Genomic DNA, 20,495 nt, shown 5'->3' on the forward strand with positions numbered 1-20,495 from the left:
CGCGAATTGCTCGACTGCATCAATATGGACCCTGCCCTCAAGCAAGCTTGGCTAAGCGTTGACGAACCGGTCGAGCGTCAGTTGGTACGGTTGATCGCCGTCGCCTCGCAGTGGGATCGACTGCTACTGCTCTGGGATCGCCTGGCCGCACGATGCAAAGACGAACAACGCCATGCATCAGCGACCGAGCAGCAAATCCTGGCCCGTTGCCTGGCGCTGCACAATCTCGTGTGGCATGAGCATCAGGCCAGTCTGCAACCCGTACAGACCGGCACGCCTTTCGATCCGCTGTCCCACGAGCGCGGCACGCTGCATGGCGACACCGTAAGCGCGCAATGGCTGCCTGGCCTGCGCAACGCGGCCGGACAACTACAGCGCAAACCACTGGTTCGCACCTAGCGTGCCGATATCGTTATTTTGCAGACCAAGGACACTTGCGCATGGATAACCTGGAAAAGATCATCCCCGACTTTCTGTACAAGCATTACATATCAACGTTGACCCAAATCGTCGCTGAAACGCTGAACAAGCAGCCGTTCTGGTGGGTGCTGCTCGACGACTCCAGCCAGAAAACCATGATCTACGATAGCAACACGGGACTGCTGTGGGATGCCACTCCGGACATCGGCACAACATTCAACGTCGCCGAAGGAAAAACCAAGGCAGCCGCCTCGAAGGTCGGAAGATTGTCGAACTGGCGCCTGCCGACCAAGCGCGAACTAACCGCATTCGCCAATGACGCTGCCAACCCTCTGCGAAAGGGGGTAAAAAGTCGTCTGCTAGATAAGGATAACTGGGTCACCTCAAATGGCAATGTCGACCTCGATAGCTGTGAGCTGGTTGGGCATCGCTCGGGCGCCCTGCTGGCTTGTAACGATTGGCTGGTGGGCAAGGGCAAGATGGAAGTCGTGGGGACAGCGCTTCAACGAGGGTGGCAGTTACGCGAATGCACGCCCCAGGAAAAGCTGCTGGCGCTGAACATGCTGCAGGACGTGCCCGACCTTCAGGCAGCGTATTTCGATATCGATTACGTGTCGGCCCGCTTGCCCAAGCTAGACTCCATGCAATTCACCGATCCCAACAAAGGTTTGTGGGAGTTCTGGGGCAAGGATGAAGAGCTGCTGACCAAGCAAGGCGTACGTGCCCGCAACCCTGCACTGGATGTCCAGGACTGCAATGTGGCCATCGATTTTGGCACCAGTAGTACGGTGGTGGCCTACGACGACAATGACCAGCACAAGCTATTGCGGGTCGGTCTGGGCAACTATTGGGAGCAGGAGCGCCCGGAGCACTACGAGAACCCGACGCTGCTGGAGTTCATCAATTTCCCCGGACTGCTCGAAGCCTGGCAGAGCGAGACCTTTCGCCCTGGCGTGTCCTGGGACCATGTACGCTGCTCCCACGCGGCATTGCAGACGTTTCGCGACAACAACGGCAACCCACGCGTCGTCGCCAGCACCCTGGCCAAAATCAAACATTGGGCCTTGCGCGAAAGCACCACCCCTCGCGTACGCTTGAGCGATCGGCAGGAACCTCAGGGGATGGAGCACGAACTCGCCGCCCTGACCTTGCGTAATCCGGTGCGCGGCCAGGCCATGAGTGTAAGCCCGCAGGACCCGTTCGATCCGATTGAGCTGTACGCCTGGTTTCTTGGCCTGAATATCAACTGGCGCGGTCGCGGCCTGTTCCTGCGCTACTACATGACTTTCCCGGTCGGCTACCCGCGCGAGGTCAAGGAAAAGATCCTCGCCTCATTTCGCCGTGGCCTGTTGCGCAGCCTGCCTGCGAGCCTGGTCGGCGAACCGGTGTTCGCTCGATTCGCCGTTGAAGAGCGTGCTTCGGAGCCGGCCGCCTATGCCGCTGGTATCATGCCGTACCTGGGTATCAAACCTCATCCTGAGGGCGTTGCTTACGCCGTGTTCGACTTTGGCGGCGGCACCACCGATTTCGATTTTGGCTACTATCGCCTGCCCACCCCAGAGGAAGAGGACGAAGGCAAGGAGGAAGTGTTCGAACACTTCGGCGCGGCCGGAGACAAGTTCCTCGGCGGCGAAAATCTGCTGGAGCACCTGGCGTTCCGGGTGTTTCGTCACAACCTCGATACCTGCCGTAAACATCGCATCGCCTTCACCCGACCGCTGGATGCTGACGACTTTGCCGGCAGCGAAATGTTCCTCGAACAGACCCAGGCCGCATCAACCAATACAGTAATGCTGATGGCGCGGCTGCGCCCGCTGTGGGAGAACGGCGCACTGGACAGCACTTGCGGCATCGAAACCCTGGACCTGCTGGACCGCGAAGGGCAAAAGGTTCCTTGTCAATTGACCATTCCCCTCGAAGAACTCAACGCCTATCTGGAACAGCGTGTCGAACAGGGTATTTACAATTTCCTTGCGGCCTTCGAAAAAGCCTTCGCCAAACGCAAACCTGATCACGTTCAGGTATTACTGGCCGGTAACGCCAGTCGATCGCACTGGGTTCTGGGCACCTTCAAGGCGCTCGAAACCGGCCGTCAGGCCGAGACTCATGCCAGCGAATCCCTGGCACGGGTGTGCCGCTATGCCAATCAGTTGTTCCCCGGGCAAAGCCTGTCGCTGACTATCCATGAGCCGTTACCGGCTTGCGAGAAAACGCCGTTTACGCCGACCGCCAAGACCGGTGTCGCACTGGGGCTGTTACGCCTGTGTCCGGGCAGTGCGGTCAAAGTGATCAACCGTTCGCAGGAGCAATCGGGCGACGACGCGCACTTTGCACATTATTTGGGCCGAATTCGCCAGGGGCACTTTCAGGTGGTCGTCGCTCAAGGCAGTGAGTATGAGCAGTGGCACGAACTCGGCGCGCCAAGCGAGGGGGTGTTCAATCTCTATCACTCCCAGTCGCCACAAGCGCATACCGGTGCGTTGAAACAGGGTGATCCTGGTTTGTTCAAGAAACGCCTGGACTTACCTGGAAATCTTCAAGGTCAACGGGTTTTTGCCCGCATCGTCGGGCCTTCCATGATCGAAATTTGCTCGGCCATATCGCGTCAGGCCATCGAAGACGATGATCTCGACAACCTGTCGCTTCTGGATCTGGATAAGTGAGTTCCCCCATGGCATCGCGTCAAACCAAAGCTAAAGCACAACCAAAAGCTGGGAAATCACGGGCGAGCAGGTCATCGTCGGCAAAGACTGCCGAACTGCAGGCCGTTGCTTCATTGGAGGAGGCAAGGCACAACCGGCTTTGTCAGTTGCTTGAGCACACACTGCACCGCCACTGCGATGATTACCTCAGGCAACTGGCCACGACGGCGGTGCACGTTAAAACGGTGGCCGAAATCGCAACGATGCAAGCGCAACTGCTTCAATGGCAAAACATTCAGCCAAAAAATCACGAGGTGAAAAAACCTGCCGAAAGCACCTCGGGACTTCCCCCACAATTGGGCCGTTTACTCAAGCAGCTTTATGGCAATTGAATGAGAACTGTCGCTTCGCCGACCTTGCCCCATCAGGGCGAATAAAAGAGAACGTCCATGCAAGACATCGTCAGCCGTCTTGAACAGCAGCTGTCCGACGACATCAGCCGCATTCATCTGACCGACAACAATGTTGCATCCCGCCATGCCGTTCAGCGACTAAAGGCGGTGGCCGAGCACGCTCCCGCCTTACTCGCCGTGCTGGCCGAGCCCTGGCTCGATGGCCCCGTGAGTGAACGGACACAACAGTTGCTGCTCGACTGCGCGCGCATTCATCTCTATGCCCGTGTCCTTGATGATGCGCTCGATGAAGGCTTGACCGTGTGCCGGCAGAACCTGCTTCGCGCGCAACCGATGTTCTGGCAAGCGGTGCAACGTATTGGGGCAAACGTTTCGGCCACGGTCGCCGGTGAAGCCGAACAGTTGATTTACCAAACCGTGTCGGCGGTGCAAAACGATGACCTTTGCCGTGATCCGCAATACTGGGGTCCGAAAAATCATCACCTTTTGCTTGTACCTTTGTTGCTGTCGGATAACAGCGAGGCGTATCAAGCGTGCCGCAGCGGATTATCAAATCTCATCGCCTTGGTACAAGCAGGCGATGAATGGAAACAAGGCGTTCTGGCTGATCCCACGCTGCGAAACCGTTTGCTCGGTTTCGTGACGCAGTGCCTGGATACCGAACAACTGGCCACCCTCTCCCGCCTGGGTTGGCAAGATGCTGCCAAACGCATCGTCTGGAACGCAGATCAATTGATCGGCGTGCTCTCTGAACCTTTCTGTGTATGAATGCCATGACTTCCAATGCAGTGCCTAGAAACATTGGCTTCACCCGTTCGCTGGCGGTACAGCAGCACCTGCTGTCCTTCAGCGCAAGCGTGATGAACACTCCCCCTGTGCAAGACGGAGTCCTCACCGCCAGGTTCGTCGGTGAGTTTTCCGCCGGCAAAACGCGCCTGCTGCGAGAGCTGTTTGGCGATCAAATTCCACAGGCACTGTTCCCGATCAGCTCCCTTGAGCGCCAGACCCGTTTGCCACTGGAAATCACCTGCGGCGACTCGCCAGCGTTGACCTTGATCCAGCGTGAGCATGACTATTCACCGGCCATTACCCTCGAAGCCTTTGACCATTTTCCCGAACGCAATGAGCTCACCCACCTGGACCCGATGCTGCACAGGTTGCGCCTGACGATCAATGAGCCGCGGCTAATCCTGCCCAACGGCGATGGCTACGGTGACGACAAGAGCCCAAAACGCCTTTTTGTGATCGACACCCCCGGCTGGAACTCCGGTGACGATGAGATCGCAGAGTTGAACGCGGCATCACTGATGACCGGTTTCCACAACCTGGCGTTGGTCTATGTGAGTCAGGCCGCCCGGCTTGATGGCGCAACCAATGCCGATCACCTGAAGGATTTCATGTCGGCCCTGGCCGAAGCCTACGACGATGTGAGGTTTTTAGGCCGGGCCAAGCTGCTCATGGTGATTACCGCCTGCCCGGACATGGATGCGGTTCACCTCAAAAAACGCGCGCAGGATCTGGCCTACCGGTTATGGGAGGAGCTTGATCGTGTGGCGGATGAACTGGAACTGGACGTTTTCTGCATCGACTTCCAAGACCTGCCCTCCGACAATCTTCAACGCTTTCGCGATCAATTCTGGAACCGACTGCTCGCCCCGCTCGGACACTCTGCGGCCCCTCTCGATGCTAACCCATGGGCGGTGACGCTCAAAAGCTGGCCTGCCGAATGGGACATAAGTCCAGGGTTACTCGAGTCCGTAGAACTGTTGGAGCGGGGCAAGCTTCTGCTGGACAAGGCACGCCTCGGTGGGGAATTCGTGGCGGGTATGAACATGTACCGGCTAATGGATTTGAAGGCCCCACAACTTCGCGAAAAGGTTCTCAAGACTTGGCTTCGGCAATTGGCAGCCGACACCGCAACGCTCGAAGATTGGAACGTGCCTACCCTTGCACCGGGGCACCCGTTAACGCAATGGTGGTTGCATTACTGGCAGAAGGAGATGGAACAGTTAATCGGCCCGGTGCGTAATTTCTTCGCAACGGCACAGCACACGATCAATCGCCTGGCACACGATACCGAAGACTTGCAGCAGCACCTTGATCAGCAGCTTGCAGCACCGTATGAGGTGGCCAAGTCCGCCCTTACCGGCAGCTTCGCCTGTCTGGTTCAAAGCCTGCCGGCGCTGTGCAAGGAACATGGTGTCGAAAACCGCATTGCCACGCTGCTGTCCTTGTCACTGCTGCAAAGCCGCTACGAAGACTATTACTTCCATCACCGGACAGTATTTGCTGCGACAAACTGAAGGTTTCGAGAGTAGAAAGGTGGTCCCCGACGGCCCGTGGAGAAAAGACACCCCGACTGCACTGGGACGAATGAGAAACTGAACGGACTATTGAAGCAGTACTTTCCCAAGAGAACTTACCTTCCGGCCGCAAATGCAAGTCAAGCTCAGTGCAGTAGCGACACAGCTAATCCCGCTCACCGAAGCTGATTATGAGGCTAGCTATTAGGAATAATTCCACCTTGCCAATTTGGGCCTTTTTGACCAGAGGGTCCGAGTAAAATTATTGACACCAGCTTTGTCTTTCCTACATAGCGGAGAGGGCTAATCAATGCAGTTAAAAACCCCTGAAGGATTGCCGAGAAGATTCACGCACGCGGCAGATAGGCTTTTTTTGGCAAAAACTTATCCTCAAAACACGCAGGAAATGGGTCATCGGTATGCATGCCCCCAACCGGTTTGCGCAAGTACTGTTCCCAATCGTCCGTCACATTACGCAGATCTATCTCGTCGTTAAACTCGGTGTGACGGCAGGCGTCCATACGCGTCTCGACCGCATGCTTGAGCAATACGAATGAGGCTAATTGCTCCTGGTCGAACGAACGTGTGAGATAGGGATAGTGAATCGCCAGTTCAGCCTCTCCGTGCTCTTGCAACTGCCGGTTTATTCGACCGAACAGCCGATCCACACGACCTACTCGCTGCTCGTTGTCACCAGGCGTCCAAGCGATACCATAGTGATGCACCTTGCGGCATTGCAGATGCAGATTCACTCCTTCCTGGAATACCGAAGTCGCCACTAGCACGTTTGGATAAAAAGGACTGTTGAAGCCAAGAATCAGCCGCTGCCGGTTACCTGACTGACCACTGGCGAACCAGGTAGGGCTTTGCAAACTGGTGAGCGTGCGCCAATCTTTCTGCCAGTCCGCCAGCGCATGATCGGTTATTTTTTCACAGATTTGCTCGAAAGAATCCAGGGCCGCGATGAAGTATTTCCGGATCAGCGAACTTGGCAAACGCGGTGTCATCCAATTGACAAAAGCAAGGTAACGCTGCTGAGCATCGCCACCATGAGAGGTGCGACGAAACTCAGTGAACCAGCTATAGAGTTCGATGATTACGGGGCTGGCAAACAGGAAGCCTGCTTTCACGTAATTGCCGAAGTTTTCGGCGATACCTCGATTTCCCGTCTCGGGGTCCAGCCAGACATTCAATCTCTGTCGCGTAGTTTCGGGCAGGCCTTCATACATCAGACTCCACAGGCTCGGCATTGGTCTGTCGTAATCGATTTGTATTCGGCCGGCCCGATCCCCCAGTTCGCTGCTACTCGCTCCCCCTTGGTGCGATGCAAGACGCGCCTGCAGCGCCGCCGTACCGTAGTCGTCGCGATCACGCTCGCCAACATGTTTGCGGTCATACTGCGTATACCCGCCTCGACGGTAATCACTTGCCGGCTCCAACAATAAAGAGAACAGGCTCTCGGGCTTGCGCAATCGCAAACTGAAATTCGAGCAGTCCGTACTGCGCTCCTTGCGATTCTTCTTCACTACAAACAGATCAGCAATGCGGGAGGCCAGTTTTTCATCGCCTTCCTGAGCATCGGCAACATCTGTTTGATCCTGATCATCCAACAGATCCTGATCGCCCAAATCCTCAGATGCCTGCTGCCTAACAAACTGATTGAAATAACTACGCGACCAACCATTCTTCCGCCACCGCTCTATTATTCGCTCCTGATCTTCCGGTTGCCAGGCCTGGACAATTCGTCGCGCCAGCATCTGGTCACTCGCTGCATTCAAGCGCTGGGTGATTTCCCGAACCGAAGCGATCCGCCGCACAAACACCAGATGCTTGTGTTCGTGCAAAGCTATGCGCGTATCAAAAACATCTTCAGGCTGGCACTCGCACATCAGCGTGTCGTATTTAGGATGCTCGGGATAGCTGGGGAAATACTCACGGTGCAGTTGGGTTAGATGATTAAGAATCTTCGTATCCGGAGCTCCAGAGAATGCCTGTGTGGAGTGATCCTGTTCCGCCTGTGCAGCATCCATAACGTCGGCATCCAGCTTGGCGCCAATGGATTCGAATCCTTCGAGGTAGCCATACAAAAACCTGCGATTGCCACCAGCCTGCCCCTGTTGTTGCACGAGTTTTTTCTGATACAACGCGAAGAACATCTCGGCTTCAGGATTGTCCTGGAAGCTTGCCGGCAAGGCTTTTTCATGACGATAGTTGTACTTGTTGCGGTAGCCCTGTGCACCTTGCATCAGACGTAGACGCCGCAACGCATATTTGGTTAGAAGCTCATCCGGCTCTAGTTGTCGCCCGTCGGCCGGAGTATCGATGAAGTAGCCAAGAATGGCCGCTATATCCTTGAGCGAGGAATGACTGGGCGTAGCGGTCAGCAGCAAGACTTTCTGCCCCAGTCGATTGCCCGGTTCACCGAAGAGTTTTCTGGCTGCGTTGGCACGCTGTGACCCTCCATCAGCGTTGCGAAAATAATGGGCTTCATCCACGACGATAAGATCGAACCCATTATCTCCCAGCGATGACTTGAGTTCTCGGTGAATGCCGGCAGCGGCTTGCTGCGCTTTTGCCAACACATCACCCTCTTCTTTTTCGCATTTCAGAACCAGGTTGCTGAGCGAATAAATCGTGGTGAGATAGAGCTGTCCACTGCCCTCACTGACCGCCTCCGCCAGATCCGCAAGCCGCCAGTGCATTTGCGCTTCATGTCGCGGTCTGCGGTGGGGCGCATCGCTGGTCAAATGCTCACCGCCCCGGTAATGGTCGCGTAGGAAGGCCGCATATTCCCGCGCCCAGTGATGGCAAATGTCCCGATTGGGTGCCATAACCAGCACCCGGGCAGAGGGCTTCAGTTTCCATAGCAGCGCCATTATACCTAGCGCCTGAAACGTCTTGCCCATGCCGACCTCATCGGCCAGCAGTGCCACGTTGTGCATAGACAGTTTGTTCCACAAACCAGCGACGCCTTCGGCCTGACGCGCCGGCATTGAAATACGCTCGCTGCTTGCGTAATGCCAGTCGCGATCAGTCGCGTCGAAGTTGATCCAGTCCGCGACCTGTTCTGGCTTCAAGCCCCCCCACTCACTGCGGCGCATAGTCACATTCCTTTTCGACGCAACGAAGATAGCCCAGATGCTTTTCCAATCCCTGCGGCAATTTTGGCGGCACTACTCGCAATGTCGACCACAATGTCTGTGCAGGGTTGCGGCGCTCATAGCTCCGGTATGACCGCACTGCCTGGTCATAAAGCGAGTTGACTTCCTGTGCGAGAAACCAGTTGAACACGCTGGGTTGACTCCCTTGAAGTTGCTGGCGCGTTTTGGCCGCCAGCTCCTGCAGACAACCTGGGTAGCCGAAAAGCCACTTCTCCAGCTGTACCGTTTCCGTGGCTGCCTTAAGGCGCTCCCGAAAGTGCTCAATCGCTTGGAACAGTCGGAAATAAGACAACGCGTCATGTTCGATAGAGGCCGAAGGTATCGGCAGGTCTTCATCCGGCCCGGCACCTGTACGCAGGCACGCGCGGAGCACCGTATTGTTATCGCTCTGCGGATCAATTTGAGTGACCAAACTGTCGAGCAAATCCTTGAGCGACTCGAAACCTTGCGCACGCCGGAAAGACTGACCACTTTCAACAATAATCCCCCGATAGACCGGAGGAGTCTGGTTTCGCAGAAGAATGCTGTAGCTGTGATCCGCCAGCATTGCCTCGTTATCCGGGGTAATCCGCTCGATCGGCGTCAGCGAAAAGGTTCCACCCTGACGTCGTGTCCTCCAGTGCAGGGGCATCGGTTCGTTCACACCCGGCAGCTTCAACCAATAATCACTATTGGGTTTGTTTGCGCACCAATGGCCCGTCACCGTAAAGCAGGCCCTCTTCCAGTCGTAATGCACGTTCAGGTCGAATGGCAGTTCCTCTGGAAGGGTCAGGCTGTCCTCTAGCAACAACTGGTCGCTGGCAAAGTCAGCCTCGGTGACATCGATGGGGTCTCCAAGCATGTCTGCGTTGCGCTTGTAGTTCAGTACGATGCCCGCTTCGATATTGCGATGCTCGAAACTGCTGGTACCTGCGTGCGTGAAATTCCACGAGCCGATCGCCAGGCGGCAACCCTTGGTTGAGCGAAACAACCATGCCTTGGCGTGAGTTATTTCGACGAGGTTATGGCGAAAGGAAGGGTTGTGATGAAAAGCCAGGCTCTCATCGTCAATACTCGTTGCCAGTGCTTCGCTCCAAGGCGTTCGGAAGTAGCGGCCCTCAAGCCGGTCCGCGACTAGTGCCACCTTCAACCTGGGATTGCCCGACACTTGCTGAAGTCGAGCCAGTAGATCGGGCAGGTCCGCCGCCAGGTAAGGTGACCACACCTGCAACGAAGAGATCCTGTCCTGCGCCATGAGTCGTTGGAGAAAAGTGTCTCGGTCAAAGCTGTGCACGAACTGCCAATCGGAACCGTTGTTCGCAAAGCGTCTGTCGGGCCAATTGAACGTCAACTCCCACGGTTCGATCAATGCATTGAAAAAAGTTTTTATCTGTTTGTATTGACCGACATTGCAGACCCGATGAAAAGTGAACACCTCCTGATTACGCCCCCAGCCACCGACAGTCAGGTTGGCACTGCCCGCGCCTAACACCATCTGTCCCGACTTGCTCTCCAGGTAGATGACTTTCGGATGAAATAGTGTCTGGTCTGTGAAGCCATCGTCTTCACTGAATGCGCGCGCTGACACGCAATGAACATGGATGGCCGTACGCTTGTACTGCTCGGCCCCCAGCATGCGTTTGTCGCAGAAAATCCGAAAATCGATGTCTTTTTCTACTAGATACGATTGGAAGCTTTCGTAGTCCATGCGATTGCGGGGCTGATCCATGCCCAGCACTGCCGGAAGCAGGTAAGTTTCGACAAAACCGATATTCAGATTGAAGGTAGTCAGCCAGACCCGGCGTATTTCGCCCAGTTCCTCCAACTGCTGCTTGAAGGCATCGAGTAGCTTCATGCAGCTACTCCCTGCAAGCCGCCGAGCAAATGACGAAACTGAGGAATATAATACTGATGCACCCAACAACCCAACGGCCTGTCGGCGAGGGTCGGCTCGGCCCGTGGCCGTACATGTAGCTTGAGCTGCGCGCCATTGACCAATGTCAGCCACGGCGACTGCCCGCGGCTTTCCATGACTTTCGCATGGTAGTTCAGCAATGTGCATATCTGGGCCGGCGCGTCACCCTGCCGGGCCAATATCAGCAAGCGATTCAGTCGTGATTGTCCGGTTGCCGAAAGCACTGAAGACATCGCTACGTTCTCTTCAATGGGGTCGGCATAGGATTTCAGGGTGGCGGCATTACGGCCGAGGGCCTCCCAGCGTCGTTGAACCTCTTTCAAGGATTGGGACTTCTCGGCCAGCATCAGGTTGAACAACAGATCCAGCTCGCCTAGTAAAGGCTCAAGTAGGCGCACGTGTTCAAGCTTGCCCTGCGCTTCTAGCGACAGCGGTTGCTTCACCGCCTTCTCAAACACGGCGGCAGCGGATGCGCTGCTGAGCCCCTCGCCGCGCTTGGCGGGTGAGAGCACCTTGTACAACGCTCCCGGTGCGCCTTGATCCAACTCCGTGATGGAAAGCCAGAAGTCGCACGTCCTGGCGCCGACAACCGTCGAAGAAGGAAAGGCCTCAATCAGAGCCAGCGTGAGCGTCGTGGGTATGTCGGAAAAATCCCGCTTCGGCTCGCCACTGTTGCTCGCCAGTATTTCCCGTAGATGCAGGCGCAGTACGTGGTAAAGGCGGGAGAGTGTCGGGACACTCTTGATCAGTGTCTCTGCGCTTTTCCACAGCGGTGCGGCCGTCGGCAAACTGTAGTGATACTGACGATCGAAAAAGCCCATCTCCACCAGCGGAGTCTTATAGCGACCGCTCACACCAAGCATGGTTTGACGAACCAGTACCTGAGCCTCGCTGTTATGGCTGAACGAAAGCCGAGGGTTCGCTCCGCGTTCATACCACCTGCGTCGTGCCTTGCTGATTCCCAGCACACCGGTGCTTTCCAGGCCGGCAGTGTCTTGATGAGCGATGACGCTATAGACGTACAGATTTTCCAGGTATACCAGGCAAGCATGCTTAAAGTTGAGATCATTTTTGCCGGCGTAGACTTTTTTCAAACCGCTGCCTAACGCGACCGAGTCGTCATCAATCAAGTTCTTGATCAACCAGTGATTGAACAGATTCAGGGTGTAGTTGCGGATATCGTTGGAGATCGAGCTGATCCGGTTCTGAAAAATCTGCTGGCCGAACGCCGACCAAATCACCTGCAACCCCAACGGATCGATATTCAGCTCACTGCCAAGACTGTCGTCATACTCTGTCAGAAACTCATTCAGCAACACGCTCGGACACCTCGGCAGCGCTTGACATCAAAAACCGAACAGCCACTGCAACCGCAGACGCGCAAAGCCCAGCCACTAAATAAATCTGCACCTGAAAGGTGGGGATGCATGAAGCGCATAAATTCAAAGCGAATCAATACTTGTGCCTACATATGGCCAAGAACGCTAGCAAAATGCCGTAGTCGTGTCCACGTCAGCTTCAGGGCTGCTTTGACTTGCGAATAGAGATCAAAAAAACTTGGTAACCCACATCCAAGAGGCCTGCCTTATCAAGCAGAAACCGACAATGGCGTTATCCATCTTCGTTAATACGGGTTTCCATTAAAGCTTGTTGGACTCATGCCGATATCGTGTAGTGGAACTCACTTCGTAGCCATGAACGCCTACACGCACAAGGAAGTTGCGAATGTCTGTAGCACCTCTGATATATCCGTCCCTCGCACCTTTTCTCGTTCCCCCTTCCTTTGCCACGAAACGACAGGCGTCGATCCGGCTGACTTCGCGGTGAGTGCTACACATCGCCGCCCATGCAATCCAGATGTCGCGTGCGACACAATATGTCGTGGGAATGTTCGACATTTACTCGTCTTGTTTTACATCTGAACCAGCGAGAGATATCCCCATGCATGAGTCCTTCTATCCGTCGCAGAAACGCTCGAAGCAGCCCACCATGTTCCTGGCCATCGATATGTGGGGGATTGAAGGCGAGTACGCCGACGGAAACTGGCATGTCCTGCTTCAAAGGTTCGCTCTGGACTGGAGCAAGAAACATCCGGACCAGGCAACAGCAACGCTATGGTCAAGCGTTCAACCCTGCAGTCTTTTTGCCAATGGGTCGTCTTGCTACGTCTCCGGCAGCACCAGGTTGCCCGATGCGTTTTTTCTGCAACTGGAAAGCTTTCTACGCTCACAGTTCGGTAACTGCGCCCGTATTGGTGGAGAAATCCAGGTAAATTCGGATGAGTGGCGGGTGTACCTGCACTTTGAGAACGGCGCAGTCTGGGAGAAGTACAACGGTTATGAATGGAGGGAACTCAAGCTGTGAAGCGGGTTTGGCGAAAACCGCTTCAGCGTCCCTATTAATTACACACACCTCTTCAAAACCAAAAAACCGTAGAGAGCACACCATGTCAGACAGCGCATTTGAAAAGGATTACTCAGACGACTCGTTCTGGGACAAAGTTAAAAACTATGCGAAATCCGCCGGCGAGGCGGCACTGGAACCGGCGCTAAAGATGTACTACGCCGCAACCGACTCAGATACCCCGACCTGGGCAAAAACCACCATCTATGGTGCGCTCGGCTATTTTATCTCTCCGATCGACGTCATTCCCGACATCACGCCAATCGTGGGCTACTCCGACGACATCGGCGTGTTGTGCGCAGCGTTGGCAGCGACCGCTAGCCATATCAAGGCCGAACACGTGGCCAAGGCGAAGGAAACATTGAAGCAGTGGTTTTCCTGATTTAAGTGCAAGCCTTACTCCAAGTCCCGTTTGGGAGTAAGGCTTTAACATGAACAGGTGTAACCATCAGCGTCATGGCATGGCCCTGAACCATGACCCACCCCATTCCATTCTTCCTGCAGAGTCAGCCTCATGGATTACCAAACCCTCAAGGCGCGTCACCGACTTGAACGCGACAACCATCACGTCAACCTGACATTGCGTGTGCACCGGTCATTGAGCTGGTTGCAGCGCGCCGAACAAGCTGATGATCCGGACGGTCGTTTCGTGTTCCTGTGGATTGCCTTCAATGCCGCTTACGCAACTGACATCGACGAGAACTATCGACTATCCGAACAGGAAACCTTCCGCGCCTTTCTGCGCAAGCTTTGCGATTTGGATCGCGAACGACAGATAGAGAAACTGGTCTGGTCCGAGTTCTCGGGAAGCATCCGCGTGCTACTGGATAACCCATATGTTTTCCAGAGCTTCTGGGATCACCAGAACGGCAAGATCACCGAGCAACAATGGAGCGAACGTTTCGCCGACGGCCGACGCAAAGCACAGTCCGCTCTGGCACAACGCGATACTGCCGATGTACTCGCGGTGCTGTTCAATCGCATCTACACCTTGCGCAATCAGATCATGCATGGCGGCGCGACCTGGGATAGCAGCATCAACCGACCACAATTGCGCGATTGCGGGAAACTGCTCGGTAAGCTGGTGCCTTTGATCATCCATCTGATGCTGAAGAATCCCGACACGCTCTGGGGTGACGCATGCTATCCGGTCGTGCAGTCTTGAGGGTCAGAGGTAATCAATCCCTGCCACTGGCGGCCTTTCGCCAAACATCGTTCTCTCGCTCCATCTGCTTGTACTTCTGGTAAAAATCAAAGCTCTTTTTGAGCACCACGACCAAACCCACGGTTGCCAGTACGTTCTTTAGCATTGCCCATCTCTCTCTGGTCCATTTTGTGGATTCCAGACTAAGACTCAGGCACGACAGATTGTGTCGGGCCTGAATCTTCACTAGCCACAATTACCACGACACATTCTGACCACCACTCACCCCATCCTGCCACCTCCACAGCATCAGGATATTCAGCATGGGATCCCGCCTCACCCCTTTCGCCCACGACAGCCGCCGCGCTGCCGACACTTGTGCACTCTCGCTGAAGTGGAGTTACCAACTGCTGCTGGATCTGGGAGGACACCGGAATTTGATCAGTCGACACGGGCTCAATGACGATGATCTGGCACGCGAACTAGGCCTGGCCAAATGGGTGGACCGAGACGAGTACAGCCCGCCGCTGGCCTTGTCTGCCCTGCGTCGAGCCGCACGCGCTTTTAAGGCAAGCAATCCGGATACACCCTACCCGGCTCGCCTGGGTAGCAATCTGGAGGCATTGGGGACATTGTTGGGAATGGGAGAGGCAGAGTTGCGGGTACTGGGTTTCTGCGTACTGATGCATATCGACCCGGTGCTCTGTGATGCTACCGATCAGTTGGGCATGGTGGGATTCAACCGTGCCATGAAAGTCCTCGCGGTATTGTTGGGCCTGCAACTCCCCGAGGTCGAGGCCTGCCTAGCGAGTAATAGCCCCCTGATCCGGGCGGGCTTGCTGGAGGTGGGGAGCAATTCCCGCGCCTCAACAGCACTGAGCTCGATGTTATCGGTGAGCAATCAGGAGCTTCCCGGACTGCTGCGATTCAGCAAGGGTACATCGCTGGATTTGTTTGCTTATGCCTTCCGCCTGAGTCCGCCAGGCAGCCTGAGCCTGGAACACTACCGACACATCAAACAGCCACTTAACATCGCTGAACGCTACCTGGCCAAAGCCTTGGCGCAGGGCCGTCAAGGCGTGAACATTCTGCTTTATGGTCCGCCAGGCACCGGCAAGACTCAGCTCAGTCGACTGCTCGCCAAGAGCCTGAACAGAGCGCTTTATGAAGTGGCCTGCACGGACAGCGATGGCGACCCCGTGCATGCAAAACAGCGTCTCTGCTCCCTGCGTGCGGCCAATAGCGTGCTGCGCTCGCAACGGGCCCTGCTCGTACTGGATGAGATCGAAGACATTTTTCAAACCGCCAGCACCGACGCTCATAGTCGCTCGCAGAAGGGTTGGATCAATCGCATGCTGGAGGAGAATGCGCTGCCGTGTTTCTGGTTGAGCAATAGCATTGAGGCTATCGACGCGGCACATATACGTCGCTTCGATCTGGTTATCGAGATCCCCAACCCGCCCTTGGCGCAGCGCAAGCAGATGCTCCGTGAGTGTGGCGGGGGCAAGTTGAGTGATCAGTTGATAGAGCATCTCAGCGCCCATGAACAGGTGACACCGGCGGTGCTGGAGCGAGCCGTGCGAGTAGGCCGCAGCTTAGGAAACCGCGCGAGCAAGACGCTGGACACGACGATCCGTTGCATCGTCGACGGTACGTTGAAAGCACAGGGTCTCGAGAAGCTGCAACATGACGGCGGTAGCGGCTTGCCCACCTTCTACTCTCCACAATGGATCAACGCAGACCATGCTCTTGACGGTCTGGTTGACGGACTACGTGTCCATCCCCAGGCACGCCTGTGCTTCTACGGTCCGCCAGGCACTGGCAAAACTGCCTTTGGCCAATGGCTGGCGCAGGAGTTGGGCAAGCCGTTGATGATCAAGCGCGTCTCCGACCTGGTATCACCCTATGTCGGAATGACTGAGCAGAATCTGGCGGGCGCCTTCGAGCGCGCGCAGCAGGAAGATGCAGTGCTGCTACTCGATGAAGTCGACAGTTTTTTGCAGGACCGGCGCAAGGCGCGGCAGAGCTGGGAGGTGACTGCGGTCAATGAAATGCTCACGCAAATGGAGAGCTATCAAGGGCTGTTCATTGCTTCGACCAACCTGATCCGAGACCTGGACGAGGCTTCCTTGCGGCGCTTCGATCTGAAGGTGCATTTCGGCTATCTGGTCACCGCCCAGGCCCAGGCGTTGTTTGCCGCACACTTAAAAGCGCTAGCCTTGAAAGACCCGCACCACAGCGCCGCCAATCGCTTGCGAGGTGAGGCGCGTCTGACCCCGGGTGACTTTGCGGCAGTGGCACGCCGAGGGCGTTTCAAGCCATTCACCAGTGCCGATGAGCTGGCGGGGGCGTTGCTGGCCGAGTGTCGACTCAAATCCGCCGGGCAGCAGCGCCCAATCGGCTTTATACATTAACCAAACTAAAGGTTGCCGGGTTATCGCCGATAGGCAGACAACCCGGCAAATTCGCTGGCCACAGGCCAGCTTCAACAATACAAGGATGATTTTTCTTGCCTTCAGCCAAGACCCATACCGCGTTGAGTCGTCAATGGGAGCTGCTGCAACAGTTGCCCAAACGCGCCCCTGGTATCACAGTGAGTGAGTTGCTGACCCGCCTGACGGCCGCAGGCTACTCCATCAGCCGCCGCAGCATCGAGCGCGACCTGCGTGACCTGTCTCTAGTGTTTCCATTGCAGTGCAACGATGGTGGAACGCCATTCGGTTGGTATTGGAAACCGGGCGTGAGCGTCGAGTTGCAGGGCATCACCCTGACTGAAGCCGTCAGTCTGGCGCTGGTCGAAGATGCAGTGCGCCCGCTACTTCCGGGCAGCATGTTGAGCGTGCTGGAACCGCGCTTCGAGCATGCCCGGCAAAAACTCAAAGGCCTCGAAGACGGCAACCCCGCTGCCCGCTGGCCCGACAAAGTTGCGAGCGTTCGGCCGGATTTCAATCTTCGAGCTCCGGAAATCCAGGCAGAAACCCTGGAAGCACTGCAGCACGCCCTAATCAGCGAGCAGCAGGTTCACTGTCAGTACTACTCGGCGCACAATGACAAAATCAGCGAACTGACCCTCAACCCCTTGGCCATTGTCCAGCGCGGGTTGATCACCTATCTCATCGCCACCGCCGCACCTTATACCGACGTCCGTCAATTCGCGGTGCATCGCTTTCGCGCGGTAACAGCGCTCGAGACGTCATGCCAGGGGCTGGATTCGTTCGAGCTGCAAACCTACCTTGCCACCGACGCTTTGCAGTTCGGCAAACCCGAGAAAATCCGCTTCGAAGCTTGGGTGAGTGATCACCAGGCTCGACTGATTCGAGAGACACCTTTGAGCACGGACATGGTGCTTGAGCCGCTGTCGGATGGTTTCAAGGTTCAAGCGACGGTAACCAATACCTGGCAACTGCACTGGTGGATTTTGTCGTTGGGCGACTCGTTGGTGGTGCAGGAGCCGCTCGCGCTGCGCCAGCAAGTGGGCGATACATTGCGCCGTGCCGCAGCGGCGTATGAACCTGTCGACAGCTCACTGTAATCAGCCCGTGCTGCCCACCAACGCCCGCTGCCAAAGGTAGAAAACATGCTAATTCAATCCACGCTGACAGACATCGCCGGCAATCTTCGCGAACTGGCTGAAAATGTCGAAGGAGCAAAAGTCGATAGCTGCCATGATGTGCGTATTGCTTTCGACCAGATCCGCAACGGCTATCCAGCTCAGGCATTGATTACACTCAAGGAGTGGTCCTCGCCTGCAGCGCGCTACATCTATCAGTTTTCAGTCGAAGACGATGCACCCGAAGACCTCTACCTGGCATTTGCAGAGGCCAAGGACGCGCGGAAGAATGATCGGGCGTATTGCCGCCTGAATCCGGTGTCACGCCTGCTGTATGTCGGAAGCTCCGCCAGTCTGGATGCGCGGATCAAACAACACTTGGGCTTCGGCCATAGGGGCACCTACGCCATGCAACTCTGCCATTGGCTGCCAGACCGGGAGGGCGAGTTGTTTATCCGGGCCTGGAGATTCAGCAACCAGACCAACGGGGCCGTCGTCCAGGCGATAGAAGATGGGTTGTGGGCTTCGAGCAAGCCCATGTTCGGTAGACAAGGTGCTCGTTAAGCCGTTCGCCGAGCACCCATGACACCCGTTATCCGTTTGCCTGAGCAAGCAACCGCGGCAGTATTTCCGCCACTTTGCCGACGAGACTGAACTCCTTTTCTCCCTGGACCGATTCTCGCTGCAGGTTAAGATGCACAACTACAGCGCCATGTTCCCTGGCTACCTGGGGAATTTGCGCCGCTGGCTGTACCAGCCCCGAAGTCCCCACCGAAAGCAGCAGATCACAACCTCTGACAGCCGTCAGCGCTTCGCGCCATTCCTGCTCCGGTAGCGACTCACCGAACCAGACCACGCCCGGCCGCACTTTGCCGTTGCAATGTCGGCAGCATGGCGGTTCGATCTTGCGTCCGTCTTCAGGTTCATTCAACGTACTCGTGCCCTGCTCATACGGCCGGGCACACGCAAAGCAGCGCGGCGAGTGGAGGCTACCGTGCAAATGAATCACTCCATGACAACCCGCTCGCTCATGCAGATCATCGACATTCTGAGTTATGACCGTCAGCCTGGTGACTAGCCGAGCGAGCTCGGCAATAGCCAAATGGGCGGGGTTCGGTTTGGCGGCGAGAACGTTTGAGCGTCGCCATTCATACCGTCCCCACACCAGCGCCGGATCATTGCGAAAGGCGTCGGCAGTTGCCAGCGCAGCAGGATCAAAACGCGCCCACAAACCGGTCATGGCGTCGCGGAACGTCGGGATGCCGCTCTCTGCGGAAACGCCCGCTCCAGTAAATACGACCACATGGGACGCATCGCGCAAACGCTGCCCCTGGAATTCGATCATGACCTCTTCCTACCTTCGTAACCGGCCAAACCATTCAGCCAACGTACGATCAATCATGTTGGCCGGGTGCAAGGTTAGCGCTTCGTTTCCACATTTCTCACATCGATCGCACCAATCCCCCGGTCCAAGGGCATCACTGAGGGGCGCGACCGTTTTCTTCCAGCCACAATTGCCACAGACAAATGTGAAGGGTCTTGGTCTAATGGGCATGTCATTACTCCTCTGTCCCGCTCGGTTTACGCCACAGGCAGCAAGGCCTGCAGAATTTCTACCTTGCGCTGTAGCTGTTCCACATGAGCCTTTTCCGCTCGCAGCGCCGATTTGAGCTCGCGATTTTCCTCGGCATGCCAATTCGCGCGCGTTTGACGCTCCTGCGTCGTGACATGCCAATAGCTGAGTAACCGCCAGGTTTTGCCGCATCGCGCATACAGCGCAACCAGCACCGAAAGGATCAGCCCCAGCATTGCCATCGATGCCCAACTCTCAAAACCCATAGCATTTATCTCCTGACGCATGCGCAGCTCCGGCGGCCAGCCGGTACCAGTGCGTTGCCTTGGCAAAGTCTGGTGCCTGGCCATCCATTCCTTTTTCATACAGACGCCCAAGCGCTTGCGCCGCGCACATGACACCGCGTTCATAAGCCTGTTCGTAGTAACTGGCCGCAAGGTCCTGGTTAACGCACATGCCTCGGCCGTACCAGGCTTGCTCGCCAAGATTGAATGCCGCCTCACCCGATCCCAGTACATACGCAAGTTTGAACAACCGCCGAGCGAGGACGCTATTGAAAGGGACGCGACGACCGTTGATCCATAGCCAGCCGAGATCATTGAGCGCATCTGGGTCTGAAGCGAGCGCGTCATCGCGTAGCGAACGATACAGAATGCGCAGCAAAGCGGGATCAGCCATAGTGGCCAGGGGGCTCGCGGCCTTGAACATGAGGTACGCAAGCTTGCCGTCGACAGGCGCTTTCAGCACTCTTAAGGACGGCATTCCAATGTCTGCATCCGCAATGCATGGTGACCGCGACTCAACAAACCGCATGCACTCGGCTTCGGGTAACAGGGCGTTCAGGAACTGGAGCATTTTTTTGTCAGGGCTCATTCGTATAGCCTTCTGGTTGATCATCTCGATAGGTCCCATTATCGAAATGCCGACGTCACTTTGTGTCGCAGACGCATCTCGACACATCCTGTCGTGGCTGATCATCACAGTGAAGGCTT

At 56.1% G+C, this 20,495-nt stretch carries 18 protein-coding genes; 11 read left to right on the top strand and 7 right to left on the bottom strand.

Going from position 1 to position 20,495, the window contains the following annotated elements:
- Window positions 1-6 precede the first annotated feature (6 nt).
- Genes ACX3YF_RS03045 through ACX3YF_RS03060 form a run of 4 tightly spaced genes read left to right on the top strand, consistent with a single transcriptional unit; the run spans window position 7 to window position 4,243 of the window.
- The gene (locus ACX3YF_RS03045; protein WP_258695065.1) at window positions 7-399 is read left to right on the top strand and encodes a hypothetical protein; all 393 of its coding nucleotides are present in this window, start codon (window positions 7-9) and stop codon (window positions 397-399) included.
- Between the two features lie 41 nt (window positions 400-440).
- Window positions 441-3,083: a hypothetical protein gene (locus ACX3YF_RS03050; protein WP_458973380.1), complete on the top strand. Its 2,643-nt coding sequence runs from the start codon at window positions 441-443 to the stop codon at window positions 3,081-3,083.
- Window positions 3,084-3,091: 8 nt separating this feature from the next.
- The gene (locus ACX3YF_RS03055; RefSeq protein WP_458973381.1) at window positions 3,092-3,454 is read left to right on the top strand and encodes a hypothetical protein; all 363 of its coding nucleotides are present in this window, start codon (window positions 3,092-3,094) and stop codon (window positions 3,452-3,454) included.
- 57 nt (window positions 3,455-3,511) lie between these two features.
- The gene (locus tag ACX3YF_RS03060; protein ID WP_054920573.1) at window positions 3,512-4,243 is read left to right on the top strand and encodes a hypothetical protein; all 732 of its coding nucleotides are present in this window, start codon (window positions 3,512-3,514) and stop codon (window positions 4,241-4,243) included.
- Here ACX3YF_RS03060 and ACX3YF_RS03065 read toward each other — a convergent pair.
- Window positions 4,204-4,545, bottom strand: coding sequence for a hypothetical protein (locus tag ACX3YF_RS03065; RefSeq protein ID WP_458973382.1), 342 nt, complete (start codon window positions 4,543-4,545; stop codon window positions 4,204-4,206). The genes ACX3YF_RS03060 and ACX3YF_RS03065 overlap by 40 nt on opposite strands.
- On the opposite strand from ACX3YF_RS03065, the gene ACX3YF_RS03070 reads away from it, so the two are divergent.
- Window positions 4,528-5,778 carry a hypothetical protein gene (locus ACX3YF_RS03070; RefSeq protein ID WP_458973383.1) on the top strand — a complete coding sequence of 417 codons (1,251 nt, stop codon included), beginning with the start codon at window positions 4,528-4,530 and terminating at the stop codon, window positions 5,776-5,778. The two genes, ACX3YF_RS03065 and ACX3YF_RS03070, sit on opposite strands and share 18 nt — an antisense overlap.
- Before the next feature lie 347 nt (window positions 5,779-6,125).
- Here ACX3YF_RS03070 and ACX3YF_RS03075 read toward each other — a convergent pair whose 3' ends face one another.
- From ACX3YF_RS03075 to ACX3YF_RS03085, 3 genes are read right to left on the bottom strand one after another with little or no spacing between them, the layout of a single operon-like run.
- The gene (locus ACX3YF_RS03075) at window positions 6,126-8,879 is read right to left on the bottom strand and encodes a DEAD/DEAH box helicase (RefSeq protein ID WP_458973384.1); all 2,754 of its coding nucleotides are present in this window, start codon (window positions 8,877-8,879) and stop codon (window positions 6,126-6,128) included.
- Window positions 8,866-10,773, bottom strand: coding sequence for a phospholipase D-like domain-containing protein (locus ACX3YF_RS03080; protein WP_258695070.1), 1,908 nt, complete (start codon window positions 10,771-10,773; stop codon window positions 8,866-8,868). Before ACX3YF_RS03080 ends, ACX3YF_RS03075 begins: the two co-directional genes overlap by 14 nt.
- A complete protein-coding gene (locus tag ACX3YF_RS03085; protein ID WP_458973385.1) occupies window positions 10,770-12,152 on the bottom strand; it encodes a hypothetical protein in 1,383 nt (460 codons plus the stop codon). Before ACX3YF_RS03085 ends, ACX3YF_RS03080 begins: the two co-directional genes overlap by 4 nt.
- Window positions 12,153-12,774: 622 nt before the next feature.
- Between ACX3YF_RS03085 and ACX3YF_RS03090 the strand changes: the two genes are divergently transcribed.
- From ACX3YF_RS03090 to ACX3YF_RS03115, 6 genes are all read left to right on the top strand, one after another.
- Window positions 12,775-13,197, top strand: a complete 423-nt coding sequence (locus ACX3YF_RS03090) for a hypothetical protein (RefSeq protein WP_458973386.1) — start codon at window positions 12,775-12,777, stop codon at window positions 13,195-13,197.
- A gap of 82 nt (window positions 13,198-13,279) precedes the next feature.
- Entirely contained in the window at window positions 13,280-13,618 is a 339-nt protein-coding gene (locus ACX3YF_RS03095) for a YkvA family protein (protein WP_054920563.1), read from the top strand.
- 132 nt (window positions 13,619-13,750) lie between these two features.
- Window positions 13,751-14,401: a hypothetical protein gene (locus ACX3YF_RS03100; RefSeq protein WP_458973387.1), complete on the top strand. Its 651-nt coding sequence runs from the start codon at window positions 13,751-13,753 to the stop codon at window positions 14,399-14,401.
- A gap of 302 nt (window positions 14,402-14,703) precedes the next feature.
- On the top strand, window positions 14,704-16,794 hold the full coding sequence (locus ACX3YF_RS03105; protein WP_458973388.1) for an AAA family ATPase: 2,091 nt from the start codon (window positions 14,704-14,706) through the stop codon (window positions 16,792-16,794).
- Between the two features lie 95 nt (window positions 16,795-16,889).
- Window positions 16,890-17,912, top strand: coding sequence for a helix-turn-helix transcriptional regulator (locus ACX3YF_RS03110; RefSeq protein WP_258695073.1), 1,023 nt, complete (start codon window positions 16,890-16,892; stop codon window positions 17,910-17,912).
- A 45-nt stretch (window positions 17,913-17,957) separates the two neighbouring features.
- Complete coding sequence (locus ACX3YF_RS03115) at window positions 17,958-18,494, top strand: GIY-YIG nuclease family protein (RefSeq protein ID WP_458973389.1); 537 nt, start codon at window positions 17,958-17,960, stop codon at window positions 18,492-18,494.
- Between the two features lie 28 nt (window positions 18,495-18,522).
- On the opposite strand, the gene ACX3YF_RS03120 is transcribed toward ACX3YF_RS03115, so the two are convergent.
- The 3 genes from ACX3YF_RS03120 to ACX3YF_RS03130 form a co-directional block, all read right to left on the bottom strand.
- The gene (locus tag ACX3YF_RS03120; protein WP_458973390.1) at window positions 18,523-19,275 is read right to left on the bottom strand and encodes an SIR2 family NAD-dependent protein deacylase; all 753 of its coding nucleotides are present in this window, start codon (window positions 19,273-19,275) and stop codon (window positions 18,523-18,525) included.
- A gap of 236 nt (window positions 19,276-19,511) precedes the next feature.
- Window positions 19,512-19,790, bottom strand: a complete 279-nt coding sequence (locus ACX3YF_RS03125; RefSeq protein WP_258695074.1) for a hypothetical protein — start codon at window positions 19,788-19,790, stop codon at window positions 19,512-19,514.
- Window positions 19,759-20,376, bottom strand: coding sequence for a tetratricopeptide repeat protein (locus ACX3YF_RS03130; protein WP_258695075.1), 618 nt, complete (start codon window positions 20,374-20,376; stop codon window positions 19,759-19,761). The genes ACX3YF_RS03125 and ACX3YF_RS03130 overlap by 32 nt, the downstream gene beginning before the upstream one ends.
- Window positions 20,377-20,495: the final 119 nt, after the last annotated feature.

It is taken from the genome of Pseudomonas fluorescens group sp. PF-69, from assembly GCF_054481235.1.